This window comes from Rhizomicrobium sp., assembly GCA_037200985.1.
Lineage (GTDB): Bacteria > Pseudomonadota > Alphaproteobacteria > Micropepsales > Micropepsaceae > Rhizomicrobium.
In genome coordinates this window covers 2,092,346-2,109,379 of the sequence record JBBCGJ010000001.1, presented here as the reverse complement: position 1 = coordinate 2,109,379, position 17,034 = coordinate 2,092,346, and the positions used below count along the sequence as shown (strand labels likewise).

Annotated in this window: 14 protein-coding genes; all 14 read left to right on the top strand. The window is 67.9% G+C overall.

All coding sequences use genetic code 11. The features are described 5' to 3' along the window. Positions 1 to 60 precede the first annotated feature (60 nt). A complete protein-coding gene (locus WDN01_10185) occupies positions 61 to 1,296 on the top strand; it encodes an EAL domain-containing protein (protein ID MEJ0026385.1) in 1,236 nt (411 codons plus the stop codon). A 159-nt stretch (positions 1,297 to 1,455) separates the two neighbouring features. Beyond that, positions 1,456 to 2,154, top strand: coding sequence for an ABC transporter ATP-binding protein (locus tag WDN01_10180; GenBank protein ID MEJ0026384.1), 699 nt, complete (start codon positions 1,456 to 1,458; stop codon positions 2,152 to 2,154). Next, positions 2,151 to 3,542: an FtsX-like permease family protein gene (locus WDN01_10175; GenBank protein ID MEJ0026383.1), complete on the top strand. Its 1,392-nt coding sequence runs from the start codon at positions 2,151 to 2,153 to the stop codon at positions 3,540 to 3,542. Before WDN01_10180 ends, WDN01_10175 begins: the two co-directional genes overlap by 4 nt. Then, complete coding sequence (locus WDN01_10170; GenBank protein ID MEJ0026382.1) at positions 3,535 to 4,302, top strand: outer membrane lipoprotein-sorting protein; 768 nt, start codon at positions 3,535 to 3,537, stop codon at positions 4,300 to 4,302. Before WDN01_10175 ends, WDN01_10170 begins: the two co-directional genes overlap by 8 nt. Then, on the top strand, positions 4,302 to 5,690 hold the full coding sequence (locus WDN01_10165) for a hypothetical protein (protein MEJ0026381.1): 1,389 nt from the start codon (positions 4,302 to 4,304) through the stop codon (positions 5,688 to 5,690). Before WDN01_10170 ends, WDN01_10165 begins: the two co-directional genes overlap by 1 nt. Before the next feature lie 117 nt (positions 5,691 to 5,807). Beyond that, a complete protein-coding gene (locus WDN01_10160; protein ID MEJ0026380.1) occupies positions 5,808 to 6,680 on the top strand; it encodes a TIGR01459 family HAD-type hydrolase in 873 nt (290 codons plus the stop codon). 43 nt (positions 6,681 to 6,723) lie between these two features. Then, complete coding sequence (locus WDN01_10155; GenBank protein MEJ0026379.1) at positions 6,724 to 7,146, top strand: MaoC family dehydratase; 423 nt, start codon at positions 6,724 to 6,726, stop codon at positions 7,144 to 7,146. Positions 7,147 to 7,202: 56 nt separating this feature from the next. Next, complete coding sequence (locus WDN01_10150) at positions 7,203 to 8,153, top strand: bifunctional riboflavin kinase/FAD synthetase (protein ID MEJ0026378.1); 951 nt, start codon at positions 7,203 to 7,205, stop codon at positions 8,151 to 8,153. A gap of 310 nt (positions 8,154 to 8,463) precedes the next feature. Then, entirely contained in the window at positions 8,464 to 11,355 is a 2,892-nt protein-coding gene (ileS, locus tag WDN01_10145) for an isoleucine--tRNA ligase (protein MEJ0026377.1), read from the top strand. Between the two features lie 165 nt (positions 11,356 to 11,520). Continuing rightward, positions 11,521 to 12,036 carry a signal peptidase II gene (lspA, locus tag WDN01_10140; GenBank protein MEJ0026376.1) on the top strand — a complete coding sequence of 172 codons (516 nt, stop codon included), beginning with the start codon at positions 11,521 to 11,523 and terminating at the stop codon, positions 12,034 to 12,036. A 28-nt stretch (positions 12,037 to 12,064) separates the two neighbouring features. After that, positions 12,065 to 12,661 (top strand): DUF3035 domain-containing protein, encoded by a 597-nt coding sequence (locus WDN01_10135; protein MEJ0026375.1) that lies wholly within the window; start codon positions 12,065 to 12,067, stop codon positions 12,659 to 12,661. Between the two features lie 161 nt (positions 12,662 to 12,822). Then, a complete protein-coding gene (locus WDN01_10130) occupies positions 12,823 to 14,124 on the top strand; it encodes a pitrilysin family protein (protein ID MEJ0026374.1) in 1,302 nt (433 codons plus the stop codon). After that, positions 14,121 to 15,461, top strand: coding sequence for a pitrilysin family protein (locus WDN01_10125; protein MEJ0026373.1), 1,341 nt, complete (start codon positions 14,121 to 14,123; stop codon positions 15,459 to 15,461). The genes WDN01_10130 and WDN01_10125 overlap by 4 nt, the downstream gene beginning before the upstream one ends. Before the next feature lie 210 nt (positions 15,462 to 15,671). Further along, on the top strand, positions 15,672 to 16,949 hold the full coding sequence (locus WDN01_10120; GenBank protein ID MEJ0026372.1) for a hypothetical protein: 1,278 nt from the start codon (positions 15,672 to 15,674) through the stop codon (positions 16,947 to 16,949). Positions 16,950 to 17,034: the final 85 nt, after the last annotated feature.

The window sequence follows — 17,034 nt, the reverse complement described above, 5'->3', positions numbered from 1 at the left end:
TTAATCCTTTCGAAACGCGCGGCCTGCAAAACTTGCCCAGTGAAGCCGAAAGCCCGTTTCATGACGCGTGCCCTGATCGTCGCGACCTATCTTCTCGCCTGCGCCACCGCCGCGACCGCGATGTTCATGGTCGCCGGCGTCCCGATCGGCCTTCTGACCGGCGTGGTGCTCGCGCTCGGCTGCACCCAGACCCACGCCGCCATCCGCCGCCGCCGCGACAAGCGCATCGCCGACCGCGAGATCGCCGGCCTCAAGCGCGTCAGCTTCCAGTTCGAGCAGGCGCTGAACGACACCCGCGTCAAGATGGACGACATGTCCAAGGCGATCGAGGCCAAGACCAGCGCCCAGAACAAGAAGATCGTCGCCGAGCTCCAGGTCCTCGAAACCCTGATGCGCGAATTCGCGAGCAAGGTTTCGGGGCGTGCCGGGCTTGAACCGGCGGCCGAACGCGCGCCCGCGCCGCGCCAGGGAACCGCCTCGGCCTATATGGGCACGCTCGGCGATTCGGCGATGCTCGAGACCATCCGCGCCTCGCTGGAGCAGAACCGCGTCGACCTCTATCTGCAGCCCATCGTCAGCCTGCCGCAGCGCAAGCTGCGCTTCTACGAGGCGCTGTCGCGGCTGCGCTCGGAAGACGGCAAGGTCATCATGCCGGAGCAGTACATCAAGGTCGCGGCCCCCGCCGGGCTGATGTCGGTGGTCGACAATCTCCTCCTGTTCCGCTGCGTGCAGATCGTGCGCCGCCTGACGCAGAAGAGCCGCGACGTCGGCGTGTTCTGCAACATCTCGGGCGACACGCTGACCGACACGGAATTCTTCCCGCAATTCCTCGAATACATGCATCACAACCGCGACCTCGCGGGCCATATCGTGTTCGAGTTCGCGCAGGACGCGGTCGCCAAGGCCGGCGGCGCGGGCGAGGCGAACCTCGCCTATCTCTCCAGCCTCGGTTTCGCGCTGTCGATGGACCACGTCGGCTCGCTGGCGCTCGATTTCGCCAAGCTCAAGAAGACCGGCTTCCGCCATCTGAAGGTTCGCGCCCACACGCTGGCCTACGGCATGAGCGGCTCCGGCGCCGCCGTCGCGGCGGAGGACCTCAAGAAGCTGCTCGAACGCAACGGCCTCAACCTGATCGCCGAGCGCGTCGAGGACGAGAAGACCGTCGTCCAGCTCCTTGACTACGGCGTCGACTACGCCCAGGGCTATCTCTTCGGCGAGCCGCGCGCGGTGCGCGAGGAGACGCTCAAGGCGGTCGAAAAGGACGCCGCCGTCATCCCGCTCCGCAAGGCGGGGTAGAACGCTTTTGTCATGCCCGCGCAGGCGGGCATCCAGACGACTGGGCGGATATTCTCCCATTTGATATCGACACGCTCGATATCACACATGAACCGATATCATTGGCGCTAGGCGCCGGCCCGTCCTACGTCCGTCCTGCAATGTCGAAGGACGGCAGGGATGGTCGAACAATCCGGCGACGATGCGCCCGTCGTGCGCCTCCACAACGTCGCGCGGAGCTACCGGGTCGGCAAGACCGAGGTGCGGGCGCTGCGGGGCGTATCGCTCGACATTCCGCCGCGCCGTTTCACCACCGTCGTCGGCCCCTCCGGCAGCGGCAAGACCACGCTCCTGAATCTGATCGGCTGCATCGACGCGCCGACCTCCGGCCGGGTCGAGATCGCCGGCCGCGACGTCACCGGCATGGGCGACAATGCGCTGTCGGATTTCCGTGCCCGCACCATCGGCTTCATCTTCCAGGGCTTCAGCCTGATCCCGGTGCTGTCGGCCTATGAGAACGTCGAATACCCGCTGCTTCTGACGGGCGCGCCGGCCGCCCGGCGCCGCCGCGCCACGCTCGCCATGCTGGAGGCGGTGGGTCTCGCCGACCAGCGCGGCCAGCGTCCGAACGAGCTCTCCGGCGGCCAGAAGCAGCGGGTCGCCATCGCCCGGGCCCTCGTCAAGCAGCCCGCGCTGGTCCTGGCCGACGAGCCGACCGCCAATCTCGACACCGCCACCGGCGCCGCCATCGTCGCGCTGATGCGCCGGATGCAAACGGAGGCGCACACCACCTTCGTCTTCTCCACCCACGATCCCCAGCTCATCGCCCATGCCGACGGCATCTTCACGATCCGCGACGGCCTTCTGGCGTCGCCATGATGCTCAAGATCGCCTTCCGCAGCATCTTCCGCAACGCGCGCCGCTCGATCATGACGGTGCTGGCGATCGCCATCGGCGCCGCCGCCATGCTGATCTTCGGCGCCTATGCGCAATACGATCTCTACCTGCTTCAGACCGGCGCAGTGCAGCGCACCGGGCACCTGCAGGTCTACCGCAACGGCTTCTTCGATTTCGGCAGCGGCGATCCCGCCGCCTGGGGCATGGACGACTACGAATCCGTGCTGCGCCTGCTGAAGCGCGACCCCGTCCTGGCGCCGATGACCGCCGTGGCGACACCCGCGCAGTTCCTGACCGGCATCGCCGAGAATCCCGCGAACGGCCAATCCAAGACCTATTTCGCGACCGGCTTCGTGCCCTCCGATCTCGCGCGCATGAAGCGCTGGGACGAATACGACACCCGTGCCGGCGGCGACACGACCGTCCTGACCGAAGCCGATTCGACGGTCGCGACTATCGGATTCGGCTTCGCGCGCACGCTCGGCATGTGCGAGAGCCTGCATCTGAAGAGCTGTCCCAAACAGCCCAAGAACGCGGTGGAGCGTGCCGCCGACGTGTCGGGGCTGCCGGGGCGGGATTTCAGCGCGATGACCGGCGAGGGGGTGTCGGCCACGGCGCCCTCCGGTCCGCCGACGCTCAACCTGCTCGCCTCGACGGCCGGCGGCGCGCCCAACATCGTCACCGTGCGGGTTCCGCGAGTCGAGGTCCAGGGCGCGCGCGAGATGGACGACGGCTATGTCCAGCTTCATCTGGCTGAGGCGCAACAGCTCGTCTACGGCCGCGGCCCGCACAAGGTCTCCGCGATCATGCTCCAGCTCCACCGCAGCGAGGACACGCCGCGTGCCGTCGCCCGCGTCCGCGAACTCATCGCCGCCCATCGTCTGAACCTGGAGACCCACGACTTCAACGAGATCAGCTCCTATGTCGGGCAGAGCGAAGCCTTCTTCGTCGCGGTGTTCTCCTTCATCGCGGTCATCATCGGCGTCGTGGTGCTGTTCACCGTCTCCAACGCCATGAGCATGAGCGTGGTCGAACGCACCGACGAGATCGGCACCACGCGGGCGCTCGGCGTGCGCCGCAGCCGCGTGCGCCGCCAGTTCCTGGCCGAGGGCGCGATGCTCGGCGTCATCGGCGCGACGCTGGGCCTCGCCGTCGCCTTCGCGGCTACCGGCCTCGTCAACGGCTTTGGCCTGACCTGGATCCCGCCGGGCGACGCCCATCCGATCCCGCTCAAGCTCTATCTGCTGAACGCGACCGGACTCCTTTTCGCCGTGTGGATCGTATTGGTCGCGGTCGCCACGCTCGCGGCGCTGCTGCCCGCCAATCGTGCCGCGCGTCTTCCCATCGTCGATGCGCTGCGCCATGTATAGGATCGCCGCCGTTCTCCTGCTGGCCTGCCTGCCGGCGACGGCGGCGCAGGCCGACACGGCGCAGGAGATCGTCGCCGGCGCCGACCGGGTGCGCAATCCGGACCGGCCGTTCCACCTGACCTCCACGACCGTCGAATACGAAAACGGCAAGCCCACCGACAAGACCGTCTTCAGCGTCTATTCCAAGATCGATCCGGCGACGCGCCAGTTCCGCGACCTGGTGATCTATGTCGATCCGCCGCGCGACGCCGGCAAGATGGTCTTGTTCCGCGGCAATGTGCTGTGGTTCTACGACCCCGCCTCGAAGGACAGCATCCGCATCCCGCCGCAGCAGATCCTCACCGGCCAGGCCTCGGCCGGCGATCTGCTGACGGAGAACCTGGCGGTCAACTACGCCGCGACCCTCCTGGGCACCGAGACGATCGCGGACGCGGATCGCGGCAAGCGCGCCTGCTGGCATCTGGACCTCAAGCCCGCCAATGAGAGCGCGACCTACAACCGCGTCGAATACTGGGTGGAGCAGGGCAGCTACAATCCGATCAAGGCGAAGTTCTATTCCGACAGCGGGCGCCTGCTGAAGATCCTCTACTACCGCGATTTCCGGCCGAGCCTCGATGGCGTGCGCCCCGCGGAGGCCGTCATCATCGACGCCGTCAATCCGGCATTGGTGACCACGCTCGATTTCTCCGACATGCAATACCGCGATATCCCGGATTTCTGGTTCCAGCGCGACTATCTCCCGCAGGTGAAGGCGGAGTGATGCGGCGCATCGCGGTGCTCACGCTCGCGCTGCTGTCGCTGGCCGCGCCGGCGCGCGGGGACGACGACGCCGATCTCGGCCGCATCCCGCCGCCCGCGAACCCATCGGCGCCGCTCGCACCGGCCGCGTCCCTGACCGGCATCTATTATGTGCAGGACGATCTCGCGTCTTATGCCGTCCGCTCCGCGCTCGCCGTGCCGCTGCCGCCCGCGCCGTCGCCCTCCTGGGAGGAGCGGCTGTTCCTCGACGCCCGCCTGCAATGGCGGCTGAACGACGCGCTGAGCCTCCACTACAGCGGCCGTCTCAATCTGCGCGCCGAGGACGATCTGCCCTTTCCCGGCCATGAGAACATCCGCCACGATCTGCGCGAGGCCTATCTCGCCTGGGACGCCGGCGGCGGCCTCTTCCTCGAAGCCGGCCGCATCAACCTGAAGAGCGGCGTGGCGCTCGGCTTCAATCCGACTGACTATTTCAAGACCCGCGCCGTGGTCGAGCCGCTCTCGGCCGATCCCTCCGTGCTGCGCGAGGACCGGCTCGGCACGCTGATGGTGCTGGGGCAGGGCGTGTGGAACGGATTTTCGCTGACCGTCGCGCTGGCGCCCAAGATCGCACGCCTGGGCGCGCTCTACGCCCATGACGATCTGCCCAGCTTCGATCCGATGTTCGACCGCACCAATGCGCGCACCCGCTTTCTGGCCAAGGCGAGCGTCCGGCTCGCCGACGACCTTTCGCCGGAAATTCTGTTCTACGGCGAAGGCGGCGACAGCTTTGCCGGGTTCGACCTCACCCGCGCCTTCGGAAAATCCGTTATCGGCTATATCGAATGGAGCGGCGGCGAACGGCGAAGCCTGGTCGCCGACGCACTCGCTTCCGGCATTGCGACGCACGCCCTGCCGCCGCCGGCGGCCGGCATCCTGCCGCATGACGATTCCCGCGCCTTCCGCAGCGACCTCGCCGTCGGCGCATCCTATGCAACGGCGGACGAGTTCACCTTCGACCTCGAATACCATTATCACCAGGCCGGCTTCTCCGGTGCCGACTGGCGCGACTGGTTCGCGACCGGCGCGACGGGCGACGACGGGACGCGGGGTGCCCTCTGGTTCATCCGCGGCTACGCCGCCGACCGCCAGGAGCCGGTCGCGCGGTCCAGCGTCTTCTTCCGCGCCGCCTGGGCGGACGCATTTGTCCACGATCTCGGCCTTACCGGCTTCATCCTCGCCGATACGCGTGACGGCTCCGGCCTCGCGCAGTTCGACGCGGATTATGTTCTGTCGCGAACCTGGCAGGTCGGCGGCCTCGTCGATGCCACCTTCGGCGGCCGCCGCTCCGACTACGGCAGCATCCCCGAAGCCGCCAACGCGCTGATACGCATCTCGCATTATTTCTGACGGCGCGGAGCGCCAACGCAAAGTTTCACGCGGAGACGCGGAGCGCTGTACGTCTCCACGCCTCCGCGGCTCCGCGTGAATCTTTTCAATTGCGCTTCGCGCGACGAACGTCCGGCATTGACCGCACTGCCGCCGGTATGCGACCGCTACGTCATGGCCGCCGCACCGCTCCTTCTCGAACATCTCGCCGCCGTCGCGCCCGGCTACGACGCGCTGGTCTGCGACGTGTGGGGCGTGCTGCACAACGGGCACGCGGCCTTCGCGCCGGCCTGCGCCGCGCTCAAGACCTTCCGCGCGAATCACGGCCGCGTCATCCTGCTCTCCAACGCGCCGCGGCCGCCGTCCGATCTCGAAGACCAGTTCGAACGCCTCGGCGTGCCGCTCGACTGCTACGACGCCATCGTCACCTCCGGCGGCGCGACGCGGGAGGAGCTGGCGCGCCGGCGCGGCGCCGCGATCATGCATCTCGGCCCGGAGCGCGACCTCGGCTTGTTCGCCGGCCTCGATCTCCAACGCACCGACCTCGCCCGCGCCGATGTCGTGGTCTGCACCGGCCTCTACGAGGACGAGACCGAAGGTCCGGCCGACTACCGGGAATTGCTGGCCCGGATGAAGGCGCGGAGCCTTGCGATGATCTGCGCCAATCCCGATCTCGTCGTGCAGCGCGGCGGCAGGCTCGTGCACTGCGCCGGCGCCCTGGCGAAGGCCTATGAGAGCCTTGGCGGCGAGGTCGTCTACTACGGCAAGCCGCACCGTCCGATTTATGACCATGTCCGCGCAGTGGCCGGCGGCGCCCGCCGCTTCCTGGCCATCGGCGACGGCCTCGCCACCGACATCAAGGGCGCCAACGCGGCCGGCATCGACGCGGTGTTCATCGCCGACGGCATCCATGGCGAGGACGTCAAGGCGTTCACCGCGGCCCACATGGCCGAGCTGTTCGCGGGCGCCGGCCTTCATGCGATCGCGGCGATGCGGGCGCTTGTCTGGTAGCGGCGCGAACCGATAGAACATCTGTCGGCAACACGAGGCGCCCATGCCCTATTACATCGAAGACCTGAAGCCCGGCATGTCGGAGAGCTTCGCCAAGACCGTCACCGAGTCCGACATCGAGAAGTTCGGCGAGGTGTCCGGCGACACCAATCCCGTACATTTCGACGAGGATTTCGCCAAAACCACGATCTTCAAGGGCCGCATCGCCCATGGGGTGCTGTCGGCGAGCTACATCTCGACCGTGCTCGGCATGAAGATGCCGGGCCCGGGCACGATCTTCATGTCGCTGACCACGCGCTTCAAGGCGCCGGTGCGCATCGGCGACACGGTGGTGGCGACCTGCACGGTGCGCGAGGTCGTGCCGGAGAAGCGCCGCGTGGTGTTCGACTGCGTTGCCAAGGTCGGCGAGACCACCGTGGTCGACGGCGAGGCCCTCGTCATGGCGCCGGCAAAACCCAAGGGGTGATGTTTGCGGGTTCGGCCTCAAGCGCACCGTTCCACCCTCCCCTTGAGAGAGGGTAGATGATGAAAATCTTCCGCCACGCCAACGATGTTCCCGACGCCTATAAGGGCGCGGTGGTGGCGGTCGGCAATTTCGACGGCGTGCATCTGGGCCATCAGGCATTGATCGGCGAGGCGCGCCGCATGGCGGAGGAGCGTCACGCCCCCCTCGGCGTCCTCGCCTTCGAGCCGCATCCGCAGGAATTCTTCCGTCCCTCGCCCGAATCGTTCCGCCTGACGCCGTTCCGCGCGAAGGCGCGGCTGATCGCCGGGCTGGGCGCCGACGTGCTCTATGCGCTCGCCTTCGATGCCGGGATGGCGGCCAAGGCGGCGCCCGATTTCGTGATGGACGTGCTGGTGGACGGCCTCGCCGTCGGCGCCGTCGTGGTCGGCCGCGATTTCCAGTTCGGCAAGGGCAGGGCGGGCAACACGACGATGCTGGCCTATATGGGCGAGATGGAGGGTTTCGGCGTCACGCTGTTCGATCCGGTGCTGGCGCATGGCAGCGACAAGATCTCCTCGACCGAGATCCGCGACGCGCTGAAGGCGGGCAAGCCCGATCTTGCCGCGCGGCTGCTCGGCCATCCCTGGTCGGTGGAGGGCCGCGTCGAGCACGGCGACAAGCGCGGCCGCACCATCGGCTTTCCGACCGCGAACATGCGCCTCGTCGACAGTCTCCAGCCCGCCTTCGGCATCTATGCGGTGCGGGCGAAAGTGTTCGAGGACGACGCGGTGGTGTCGAACCATGACGGCGTGGCCAATTTCGGCATCCGCCCGATGTTCGAGACCAAGGTCCCGATGCTGGAGACCTATCTGTTCGATTTTTCCGGCGACCTCTACGGCAAGCACATGGCGGTGGAGTTCGTGGCCTATCTCCGCCCCGAAGCGAAGCTCGACGGTCTGGAGGCCCTGAAGGCGCAGATCGCGAAGGACGGCGAGGCGGCACGAAAGGTCCTCGCCGTTGTGCAATGAATTTCCTCCCCCGCTGTTGGGGAGGTGCCGAGCGCAGCGAGGCGGAGGGGGACCGCGCGAAGACGCCCTCCGTCAGCCTACGCTGCGCTTCGCGTGCCGCCTCCCCCGCAAAAGCGGGCAGGAAACATGGCCGCTGGACCCGTCCCCGCCCCGCTGTTAGAACGCACGGGCTGATTTGGCGGGCTTGAACCAGATGCTTGATTTCGCGGGACATTCGCGAATTTGCCGCCCGGCTCCGTGCCGGGGGTAAGCCCTTACGCGCGGACGGCCGGGTCTCGATCCCACACACTCCCGCGAAAGCCTGAAAGACATGTCCAAGACCGACACCCCCTCCGACGCGCACGACTACCGCGCCACGCTCTTCCTGCCCGAAACCTCCTTTCCCATGCAGGCCGGCCTGCCCAAGGCCGAGCCGCAATGGCTGGCGCGCTGGGACGCGATCGATCTCTACGGTCGCATCCGCAAACAGGCGAAAGGCCGCCCGCTCTTCGTCCTGCATGACGGCCCGCCCTACGCGAACGGCGAAATCCATTCCGGCACCGGCCTGAACAAGGTGCTGAAGGACATCGTGGTGCGGAGCAGAGGCTTCCTCGGTTACGACGCGCCCTACATCCCGGGCTGGGACTGCCACGGCCTGCCGATCGAATGGAAGATCGAGGAGAAATACCGCAAGGAAGGCAAGTCGAAGGACGACGTGCCGATCGACGTGCTGCGCAAGGATTGCCGCGCCTTCGCCGAGCACTGGATCGGCGTCCAGCGCAAGCAGTTTATCCGGCTTGGCTGCATGGGCGAATGGTACAAGCCCTACACCACGATGGACTACCGCGCCGAGGCGGTGATCGCCGGCGAGCTGCACAAATTCGTCGCCAACAAGCTGCTCTATCGCGGCTTCCGCCCCGTGATGTGGTCGCCGGTGGAGAAGACCGCGCTCGCCGAGGCCGAGGTCGAGTATCACGACAAGACCAGCCCGACGATCTATGTGAAGTTTCCGGTCGTCTCCGGCGCGCTCAAGGGCGCCAGCATCGTGATCTGGACGACGACGCCCTGGACCATCCCCGGCAATCGCGCCATCGCCTATTCGCCGACGATGGATTACGGCCTCTATGAAGTGACCGCCGTCGAGGAGGGCGCTCTTGCCAAGCCGGGCGAGAGGATCGCGCTGGCCGATGCGCTGGCCGATCAGACCGCCAAGCATGCGAAGATCGTGCTGAATCGTCTCGGCGCAGCCGATCCGAAGGGCGCGCTCGCCGCGCATCCGTTCCGCGGCCAGGGCTTCGACTTCGACGTGCCCGTCCTCCCAGGCGACCACGTCACCGCCGACACCGGCACCGGTTTCGTCCACACCGCGCCCGGCCATGGCGAGGAAGACTTCGAACTCATCCTCCACAATTTCCCCGACTATGCGCGGACCAATCCCGACGCGTTCAACGTCGTGAAGGAAGACGGTTCGTTCTCGGCCAACGTCCCGCTGTTTGCCGGCAAGTTCATCCTGTCGCGCGACGGCAAGAAGGACGGCGACGCCAACAAATCCGTCATCGCCGCGCTGATCGAGGCCCACGCGCTGCTCGCCCAGGGCACGCTCCGCCATTCCTATCCGCATTCGTGGCGCTCCCGCGCGCCGGTGATCTTCCGCGCCACGCCGCAATGGTTCGTCGCGATGGACAAGCCGATCACCGGCGATCCGGCCGACACGCTGCGCGCCCGCGCCATGACGGCGATCCACGACACCAAATGGTTCCCCAAATCCGGCGAGAACCGCCTCGCCGGCATGGTGAAGGACCGGCCCGACTGGGTCCTCTCGCGCCAGCGCGCCTGGGGCGTGCCGCTCGCGATCTTCGTCGAGAAGAAGACGCAGGCCGTGCTGTTCGATCCCGAGGTCAACGCCCGCATCACCGAGGCCTTCCGCGAAGAAGGCGCCGACGCCTGGTACAAGCCCGGCTCCGCCGCGCGCTTCCTTGGGCCTGACCGCAACGCCGACGACTACGAGCAGGTGAAGGACATCCTCGATGTCTGGTTCGACTCCGGCTCGACTCACGTCTTCACGGTGGAGCAGCCGCTGGAGCCGGAATGGCCGCGGAAGGACCATGCCGACCTCTATCTCGAAGGCTCCGACCAGCATCGCGGCTGGTTCCAGTCCTCGCTGCTGGAAAGCTGCGCCACGCGCGGCCGCGCGCCCTATGACGAAGTCCTGACCGCCGGCTTCGTGCTCGACCGCGAGGGCGACAAGATGTCGAAATCGGTCGGCAATGTGATCCTGCCCCAGGCGATCGCCGAGAAGAACGGCGCCGACATCTTCCGTCTCTGGGTCGCCTCCTCGGATTTCACGCAAGACCTGCGCATGGGCAGCGACGTCATCCAGGCGAATGCCGACGCCTATCGCCGCCTGCGCAACACGATCCGCTTCATGCTGGCGAACCTTTCGGGCTTCGACGAGGCCGAGCGCATCGCGCCGGCCGAAATGCCGGAGCTGGAGCGCTACATCCTCGCCAAGCTCGCCGAGCTCGACGGCTTGGTGCGCGAGGGTTACGAGAGCTACGACTTCAACCGCGTCTACAACACGGTCTTCTCGTTCTGCACCAACGAACTCTCGGCGTTCTATTTCGACATCCGCAAGGACTCGCTCTATTGCGACTCGAAACGCGCGGTGCGCCGCCGCTCCGCCCGCACCGTGACCGACGAGGTCTTCCGCCGCGTCGTCACCTGGCTGGCGCCGCTGCTCTGCTTCACCATGGAAGAAGCCTGGCTGCACCGCTTCCCCGGCGAGCATGAGAGCGTCCATCTCCAGGTCTTTCCCGCGACGCCGGAGGGCTGGCGGAACGACGCGCTGATCGAAAAGTGGAACCGCATCCGCACGCTCCGCCGCGTCGTCACCGGCGCGCTGGAGCTCAAGCGCCGCGACAAGGTGATCGGCGCCAGCCTGGAAGCGCGGCCCGTGCTCTATGTCGCCGAGGCGGCCGATGCCGCGCTGTTCGACGGCCTCGATCTCGGCGAGATCGCGATCACTTCGGGCGCCAAGGTCTCCACCCATACGCCGCCGGACGACGTCTTCCGCCTGCCCGACGTCGCCGGCGCGGCGGTGGAATTCCATCACGCCGAGGGCGACAAATGCGCCCGCTGCTGGATGATCCTGCCCGAGGTCGGCACCCACCCGAACCATCCCGACCTCTGCAACCGCTGCAGCGAGGCCGTCGATGCCGCTTGAGCTTTTTCCTCCCCCGCTGTTGCGGGGGAGGTGGCACGGCGTAGCGAAGCGGAGCCGTGACGGAGGGGGCCTGTGCGATGGCCCCCTCGTCCGTACGCTGTCGCTACGGACCGCTTCGCTCGGCACCTCCTCCGCTACAGCGGGGGAGGAGAACGGAGCAGCCCCATGCCGCTAACCATGTCCCCGCGCGATTGGGGCCTGGCCTCGGCCGCGCTCGCCCTGCTGCTGGACCAGGCGAGCAAGCTGCTCCTGCTCTACGGCTATGGCTTCAAGGACATGGTTGCCGGCCAGGCCATCCAAGTATTGCCGTTCTTTAATCTCGTGATGGTCTGGAATCCCGGCGTCAGCTACGGCCTGTTCCCGGCGCACAGCCGGCTGGGCTCGGCCTTCCTGGTTTTCCTGTCGCTTTTGGCGGTAATCGGCCTCGGATGGTGGCTGTGGAACGCGACAAGGCGGGCGCTGGCGATCGGGCTGGGCCTGGTTATCGGCGGCGCCATCGGGAACAACCTGATCGACCGGCTGATCTACGGAAAGGTTGCCGACTTTTTCCACTTTTACGTCTTCGGCTATGACTGGTATGTGTTCAACGTGGCCGACGCGGCGATCACCTTCGGCGTGATCGCGCTGCTGTACGACGCGCTGATGCGGCCGGAGGCGCACCCGGGCCACGAACCGGGTTGAACGGAATAGACAAGTTCGGGAGTAGTCCATGCATTCGCGCACCCTTCTGGCCATCGCGCTCGCCGCGGCCGCCGCGCTGTCCGGCTGCGAGCAGATCCGCAGCGCCTCGGGCCAGGGCAAGGATTCGCCGGACGAGTTCGCGGTCGTCACCAAGGCGCCGCTCGTCATCCCGCCCGACTTCAACCTGAAGCCGCCGGCGCCGGGCACCGCGCCGACCAACCAGATCGAGCCGACCCAGTCCGCGCAGAACGCGCTGTTCAACGCCGACCAGGCGACCGTCGCCTCCACGCTGCCCGCCACGATGAGCCCGGGCGAGCGCTACTTCCTCGCCGCCGCCGGCGTGCAGAACGCCGATCCCGCCATCCGCCAGCAGATCGCCTCCGACGCGCGGGGCATGCGCGCCTCCGACGACAGCTTCGCCAACGACGTCCTGTTCTGGAAAGGTCCGTCGCCCGAACCGGGCTCGACGCCGGTCGATGCCGACGCCGAGGCCCGCCGCGTCGACGCCGCCCGTGCCGGCACGCCGGTCGCGCCTGGCGCTGCGCCCGCGCCGCGTCCCTCCTCGCCCGACGATTCGAGCAGGAACAGCGACGATGGCTGGCTCGGCGGCCTCTGGCCGTTTTGATGCGCTCCGCCTTCTACCCTCCCCTTGAGGGAGGGTCGAAAAATCGGAGCGCAGCGAAGATTTTTCGGGGAGGGGTTCTGCGCAGGGGCCGGACCCCTCCCCGAAATTTGCTCCGCAAATTTCGACCCTCCCTCAAGGGGAGGGTAGCCCTCTGCGCCGTCATGGCTGCTTCGCTGCTTTCGCTGGGGTCCGCTTCCGCCGCCGAATCCGTCACCCAGTTCGTGCTCCCCAACGGCATGCAGGTCGTGGTCATTCCCGATCATCGCGCGCCCGTCGTCACCCAGATGATCTGGTACAAGGTCGGCGGCATGGACGATCCGGCCGGCCATTCCGGCCTCGCCCATTTCTTCGAGCACATGATGTTCCGCGGCACCAAGGCCGAGCCCGGCGACAGCTTCTCGCGCCTGGTCGCCAGGAACGGCGGCGAGGACAACGCCTTCACCACCGAGGACTACACCGCCTTCTACGTCCAGATCGCGCGCGACCGCCTGAAGCTCGTCATGGGGCTCGAGGCCGACCGCATGGCGCATCTCGAACTCACCGACACCGGCGTGAAGACCGAGCGCGACGTCGTGCTCGAGGAGCGCCGCATGCGCGTCGACAACGTGCCCAGCTCGCTCGCCGCCGAGCAGGTCGACGCCGCGCTCTATCTCTCGCATCCCTATGGCAGGCCGGTGATCGGCTGGCCGGACGAGGTCCATCGCCTGGGCCGCGCCGAGGCGCAGGATTTCTACGACCGCCACTACGCGCCGAACAACGCGATCCTGGTCGAGGTCGGCGACGTGACGCCCGAAGATGTAAAGGCGGCGGCCGCCGAGACCTTGGCGAAAGTGCCGGCGCGCGCCCTCGATCCCCGCGCGGCCTATGCCGAGCCCGCGCGGCTCGGCGAAACGCGCCTCGCCATCGCGCGGCCCGACGCCGGCGTGCCGAGCTTCTCGCGCAGCTGGCGCGTGGCGAGCTACAGCGAAGGCAGGCCCGGCCAGGCCGAGGCGCTCGAGATCCTGGCCGCGCTGCTCGGCGGCGACGCCAATGCCGTGCTCTACCGCGCCCTGGTGGTCGAGCAGAAGCTCGCGACCGACGCCGGCGCGTCCTATGACGGCGACGCGCGCAATGCCGGCGCCTTCTCGGTCTATGCGACGCCGCGCCCCGGCGTGACGCTGCCCCGGCTCGAACATGCGATCGACGCGATCCTCGCCGGCTTCGCCAGGACGCCGCCCGACGCCTCGGCGCTCGCGCACATCAAGATCCAGCTCATCGCCAACGATGTGTTCCGCCGCGACAGCCAGCTCCAGCTCGCCACCGCCTACGGCCAGGCGCTCGCCGAGGGGCGCAGCGTCGCCGATGTGCAGAACTGGCCGCGCGCCATCGAGGCGGTCGGTGCCGATGCCGTGCGCGCCGCCGCCGCCGAGCAGCTTGTCCCCCGCGAGTCCGTCTCGCTCTATCTGACGCCGGGTCCGGGATGAAAAAGATCGCGCTCGCGCTTCTGTTCGCACTTGGCCTCGCCGGTCCCGCGCTGGCCGCGCCGCCGCGCAGCCTCGACATCGGCCCGAACGAAGAGGTCTGGTTCGAGGAGGACCACACCGTGCCGATGGTGGCCGTCGCCGTCTCGCTGCCGGCGGGCTCGGCCTACGACCCCGCGGGCAAGGCCGGCCTCGCCGCCTTCGCCGCCTATCTCTTCAACGAGGGCGCCGGCCCGCTCGCCTCGGAGGCCTATCAGTCCGAGATCGCCAACCGCGCCATCCAGCTTTCCATGTCGCCCGACCGCGACGCGCTGGTCCTCTCGATGAGCATGCTGTCGTCGCAGGCCCGGGAGGCCTTCCGCCTGTTCGCGCTGGCGCTGCAGCATCCGCGCTTCGACGCCGACGCGATCGAGCGCGTGCGGGCCCAGATGCTCCAGTCGATCCGCCAGGACGAAAGCGATCCCGCCGCCGTCGCGTCCAACCGCTTCTACCGGGTCTATTTCGGCCGTCATCCCTACGCCCATCCGGTCAATGGCGAGACCGCGAGCCTGAACGCGATCGGCGCCGCCGATCTCAAGACCTTCGCCGCGGCGCATTGGGTCAAGGGCGGCGTGAAGATCGCCGTCTCCGGCGATATCGACGCCGCGACGCTGACCGCGCTCCTGAAATCGGCCTTCGATCCCTTGCCGGCCGCCGCTCCGCCCGCGCCGCCGCCGGTCGTCCGCCCCGGTCTGCCGGGCGAGACGGTCGTCGCCATGGCCGTGCCGCAGCCGACCGCAATCTTCGGCCTTCCCGGCTTCGCCCGCGCCGACAAGGACTATCTCGCCGGCTATGTCGCCAACTACATCGTGGGCGGCGGCGGCTTCTCCTCGCGGCTGACCTATGAGGTGCGGGAGAAGCGCGGCCTCACCTACGGCATCTCCACCGGCTTCTCCGATTTCCGGGACGGCGGCGTGGTGCTGGGACAGGTCGCGACGCGGCAGGACGCGATGGACGCCTCGCTCGCCGTGATGCGCGGCGTGCTGGCGGACTATGCCGCGCACGGACCGACCGCGGCCGAGCTGGACGATGCCAAGACCTATCTCACCGGGTCCTATCCGCTGGCCTTCGCCTCGAATGCCGGCATTGCCGCGCAGCTCAATTCCTTCCAGCGCTCCGGGCTGCCGCTCGACTATGTCGCCCACCGCAACGGGTTGATCCGGGCGCTGACGCTGGCCGACGTGAAGCGGGCGGCCGCCCGCCTGTTCGACCCCCGGCGGATGACCGTTGTGGTCGGCGGCACCATCGCGGTCGCGTCGACCGGCCGCAAGCCGATCCGGAAACCCGCCGCGCACGGTTGAGTTATCGCCCTGTCATCCCCGGCGAGGGAAGGGGACTCAGGTGGTCAGGCTCGAATACTGCTGATGGTTGTGTGCTGACTTCTGTGGCAAACTTCGAAGTCTGCCAGCGCCCGACCACCTGGGTCCCCTTCCCCTCGCGTCGCTACGCGACGCTCGGCCGGGGATGACAGTTTTTGAACAATGCCGACGAGCCACTCTAGGAATTCGCCCATGTCGCTCCCCTTCGCCATCTCTCTCGATCTCGCACTCTCCGGCCCCGGTGCGGTTCCGCGCGCCGCGTTCGATGCCGCGCTGAAGGACGGCGCCGCGGCGCTCGCCTGGCTGCGGGACCAGAAAAAGGCCCACGCGATCGAACTGCTCGACATCGTCGAGCGCACCGACGACATCGCCGCGGCGAAGGCGGTCGCCGATGGCTGGGCCAAGGACTCGTCCGACATCGCCGTGCTCGGTATCGGCGGCTCCAGCCTCGGCGGCCAGGCGCTGAAGGCCATCGCCAGGGCCGGCGGCACGCCCCGCGTCAGCTTCCACGACAATCCCGATCCCTGGAGCTGGCAGGAGACGCTGGCCTCCGTCGATCTCAAGACCACGCGCTTCGTGGTGATCTCCAAATCCGGCGGCACGGCGGAAACGCTGTTCCAGGCGCTGACCGCGGCGGACGCCATCGAGAAGGCCGGCGGCGGCAAATGGCTGGGGCAGCATTTCGTCGCGATCACCGAGCCGAAGAAAAGCGTGCTGACCGATTTCGCGCAAAGCATCGGCGCTCCGGTGCTCGATCATCCGCTCGGCATTGGCGGCCGCTATTCGGTGCTGAGCATGGTCGGCGTCCTGCCCGGATTGCTGATGGGTCTCGACGTCGCCGCCCTGCGCGCCGGCGCCAAGGCGGCGGTGGACGCGGCGCTTGCCGGCGACGGGGAGGCGAACGGCCCGCTCGCCGGCGCCGCGCTGCATCACGCGCTGGCGCAATCCGGCAAGCTCACCCACACCGTGCTGTGGAACTACGCCGACCGCCTGGCCACCTTCTCCGGCTGGTGGCGCCAGCTCTGGGCCGAGAGTCTCGGCAAGGACGGCAAGGGCTCGACGCCGGTCGGCGCGGTCGGCCCGGTCGACCAGCACAGCCAGCTTCAGCTCTTCCGCGACGGTCCCAACGACGCGCTCTACACCATCGTCGCCCCCGACACGCAGGGCGTGGGCCTCGTCGCGCCGCCGGAGCGGGCGCACGCGCTCGGCCTCGACTATCTCGCCGGAAAGCACATGGGCGACCTCGTCGCTGCCGAGGCGCGCGCCACGGCCGCGACGCTCTCGCGCAACAAACGCCCGGTCCGCCAGATCCGGGTGCCGAAGATCGACGAGACCAGCGTCGGCGCCCTGATGATGCATTTCATGATCGAGACGATCCTGATGGGCCGCCTGATGCAGGTCGATCCCTTCGACCAGCCCGGCGTGGAAGAAGGCAAGGTCCTGGCGCGGGAATATCTGGCAGGGAAATAGAACTTTCCTCCCCCGCTGTTGCGGGGGAGGTGCCGAGCGCAGCGAGGCGGAGGGGGCCCCCTCCGTCACGCCTGCGCTGCGCTCC

Bases quoted from the DNA above. Each gene is read 5' to 3' on its own strand.
- lspA (MEJ0026376.1), top strand. From the start codon at position 11,521: ATGCCGCTAACCATGTCCCCGCGCGATTGGGGCCTGGCCTCGGCCGCG.
- WDN01_10150 (MEJ0026378.1), top strand. From the start codon at position 7,203: ATGATGAAAATCTTCCGCCACGCCAACGATGTTCCCGACGCCTATAAG.
- WDN01_10170 (MEJ0026382.1), top strand. From the start codon at position 3,535: ATGTATAGGATCGCCGCCGTTCTCCTGCTGGCCTGCCTGCCGGCGACG.
- WDN01_10135 (MEJ0026375.1), top strand. From the start codon at position 12,065: ATGCATTCGCGCACCCTTCTGGCCATCGCGCTCGCCGCGGCCGCCGCG.
- WDN01_10120 (MEJ0026372.1), top strand. From the start codon at position 15,672: ATGTCGCTCCCCTTCGCCATCTCTCTCGATCTCGCACTCTCCGGCCCC.
- WDN01_10165 (MEJ0026381.1), top strand. From the start codon at position 4,302: ATGCGGCGCATCGCGGTGCTCACGCTCGCGCTGCTGTCGCTGGCCGCG.
- ileS (MEJ0026377.1), top strand. From the start codon at position 8,464: ATGTCCAAGACCGACACCCCCTCCGACGCGCACGACTACCGCGCCACG.
- WDN01_10180 (MEJ0026384.1), top strand. From the start codon at position 1,456: ATGGTCGAACAATCCGGCGACGATGCGCCCGTCGTGCGCCTCCACAAC.
- WDN01_10185 (MEJ0026385.1), top strand. From the start codon at position 61: ATGACGCGTGCCCTGATCGTCGCGACCTATCTTCTCGCCTGCGCCACC.
- WDN01_10155 (MEJ0026379.1), top strand. From the start codon at position 6,724: ATGCCCTATTACATCGAAGACCTGAAGCCCGGCATGTCGGAGAGCTTC.
- WDN01_10130 (MEJ0026374.1), top strand. From the start codon at position 12,823: ATGGCTGCTTCGCTGCTTTCGCTGGGGTCCGCTTCCGCCGCCGAATCC.
- WDN01_10175 (MEJ0026383.1), top strand. From the start codon at position 2,151: ATGATGCTCAAGATCGCCTTCCGCAGCATCTTCCGCAACGCGCGCCGC.
- WDN01_10125 (MEJ0026373.1), top strand. From the start codon at position 14,121: ATGAAAAAGATCGCGCTCGCGCTTCTGTTCGCACTTGGCCTCGCCGGT.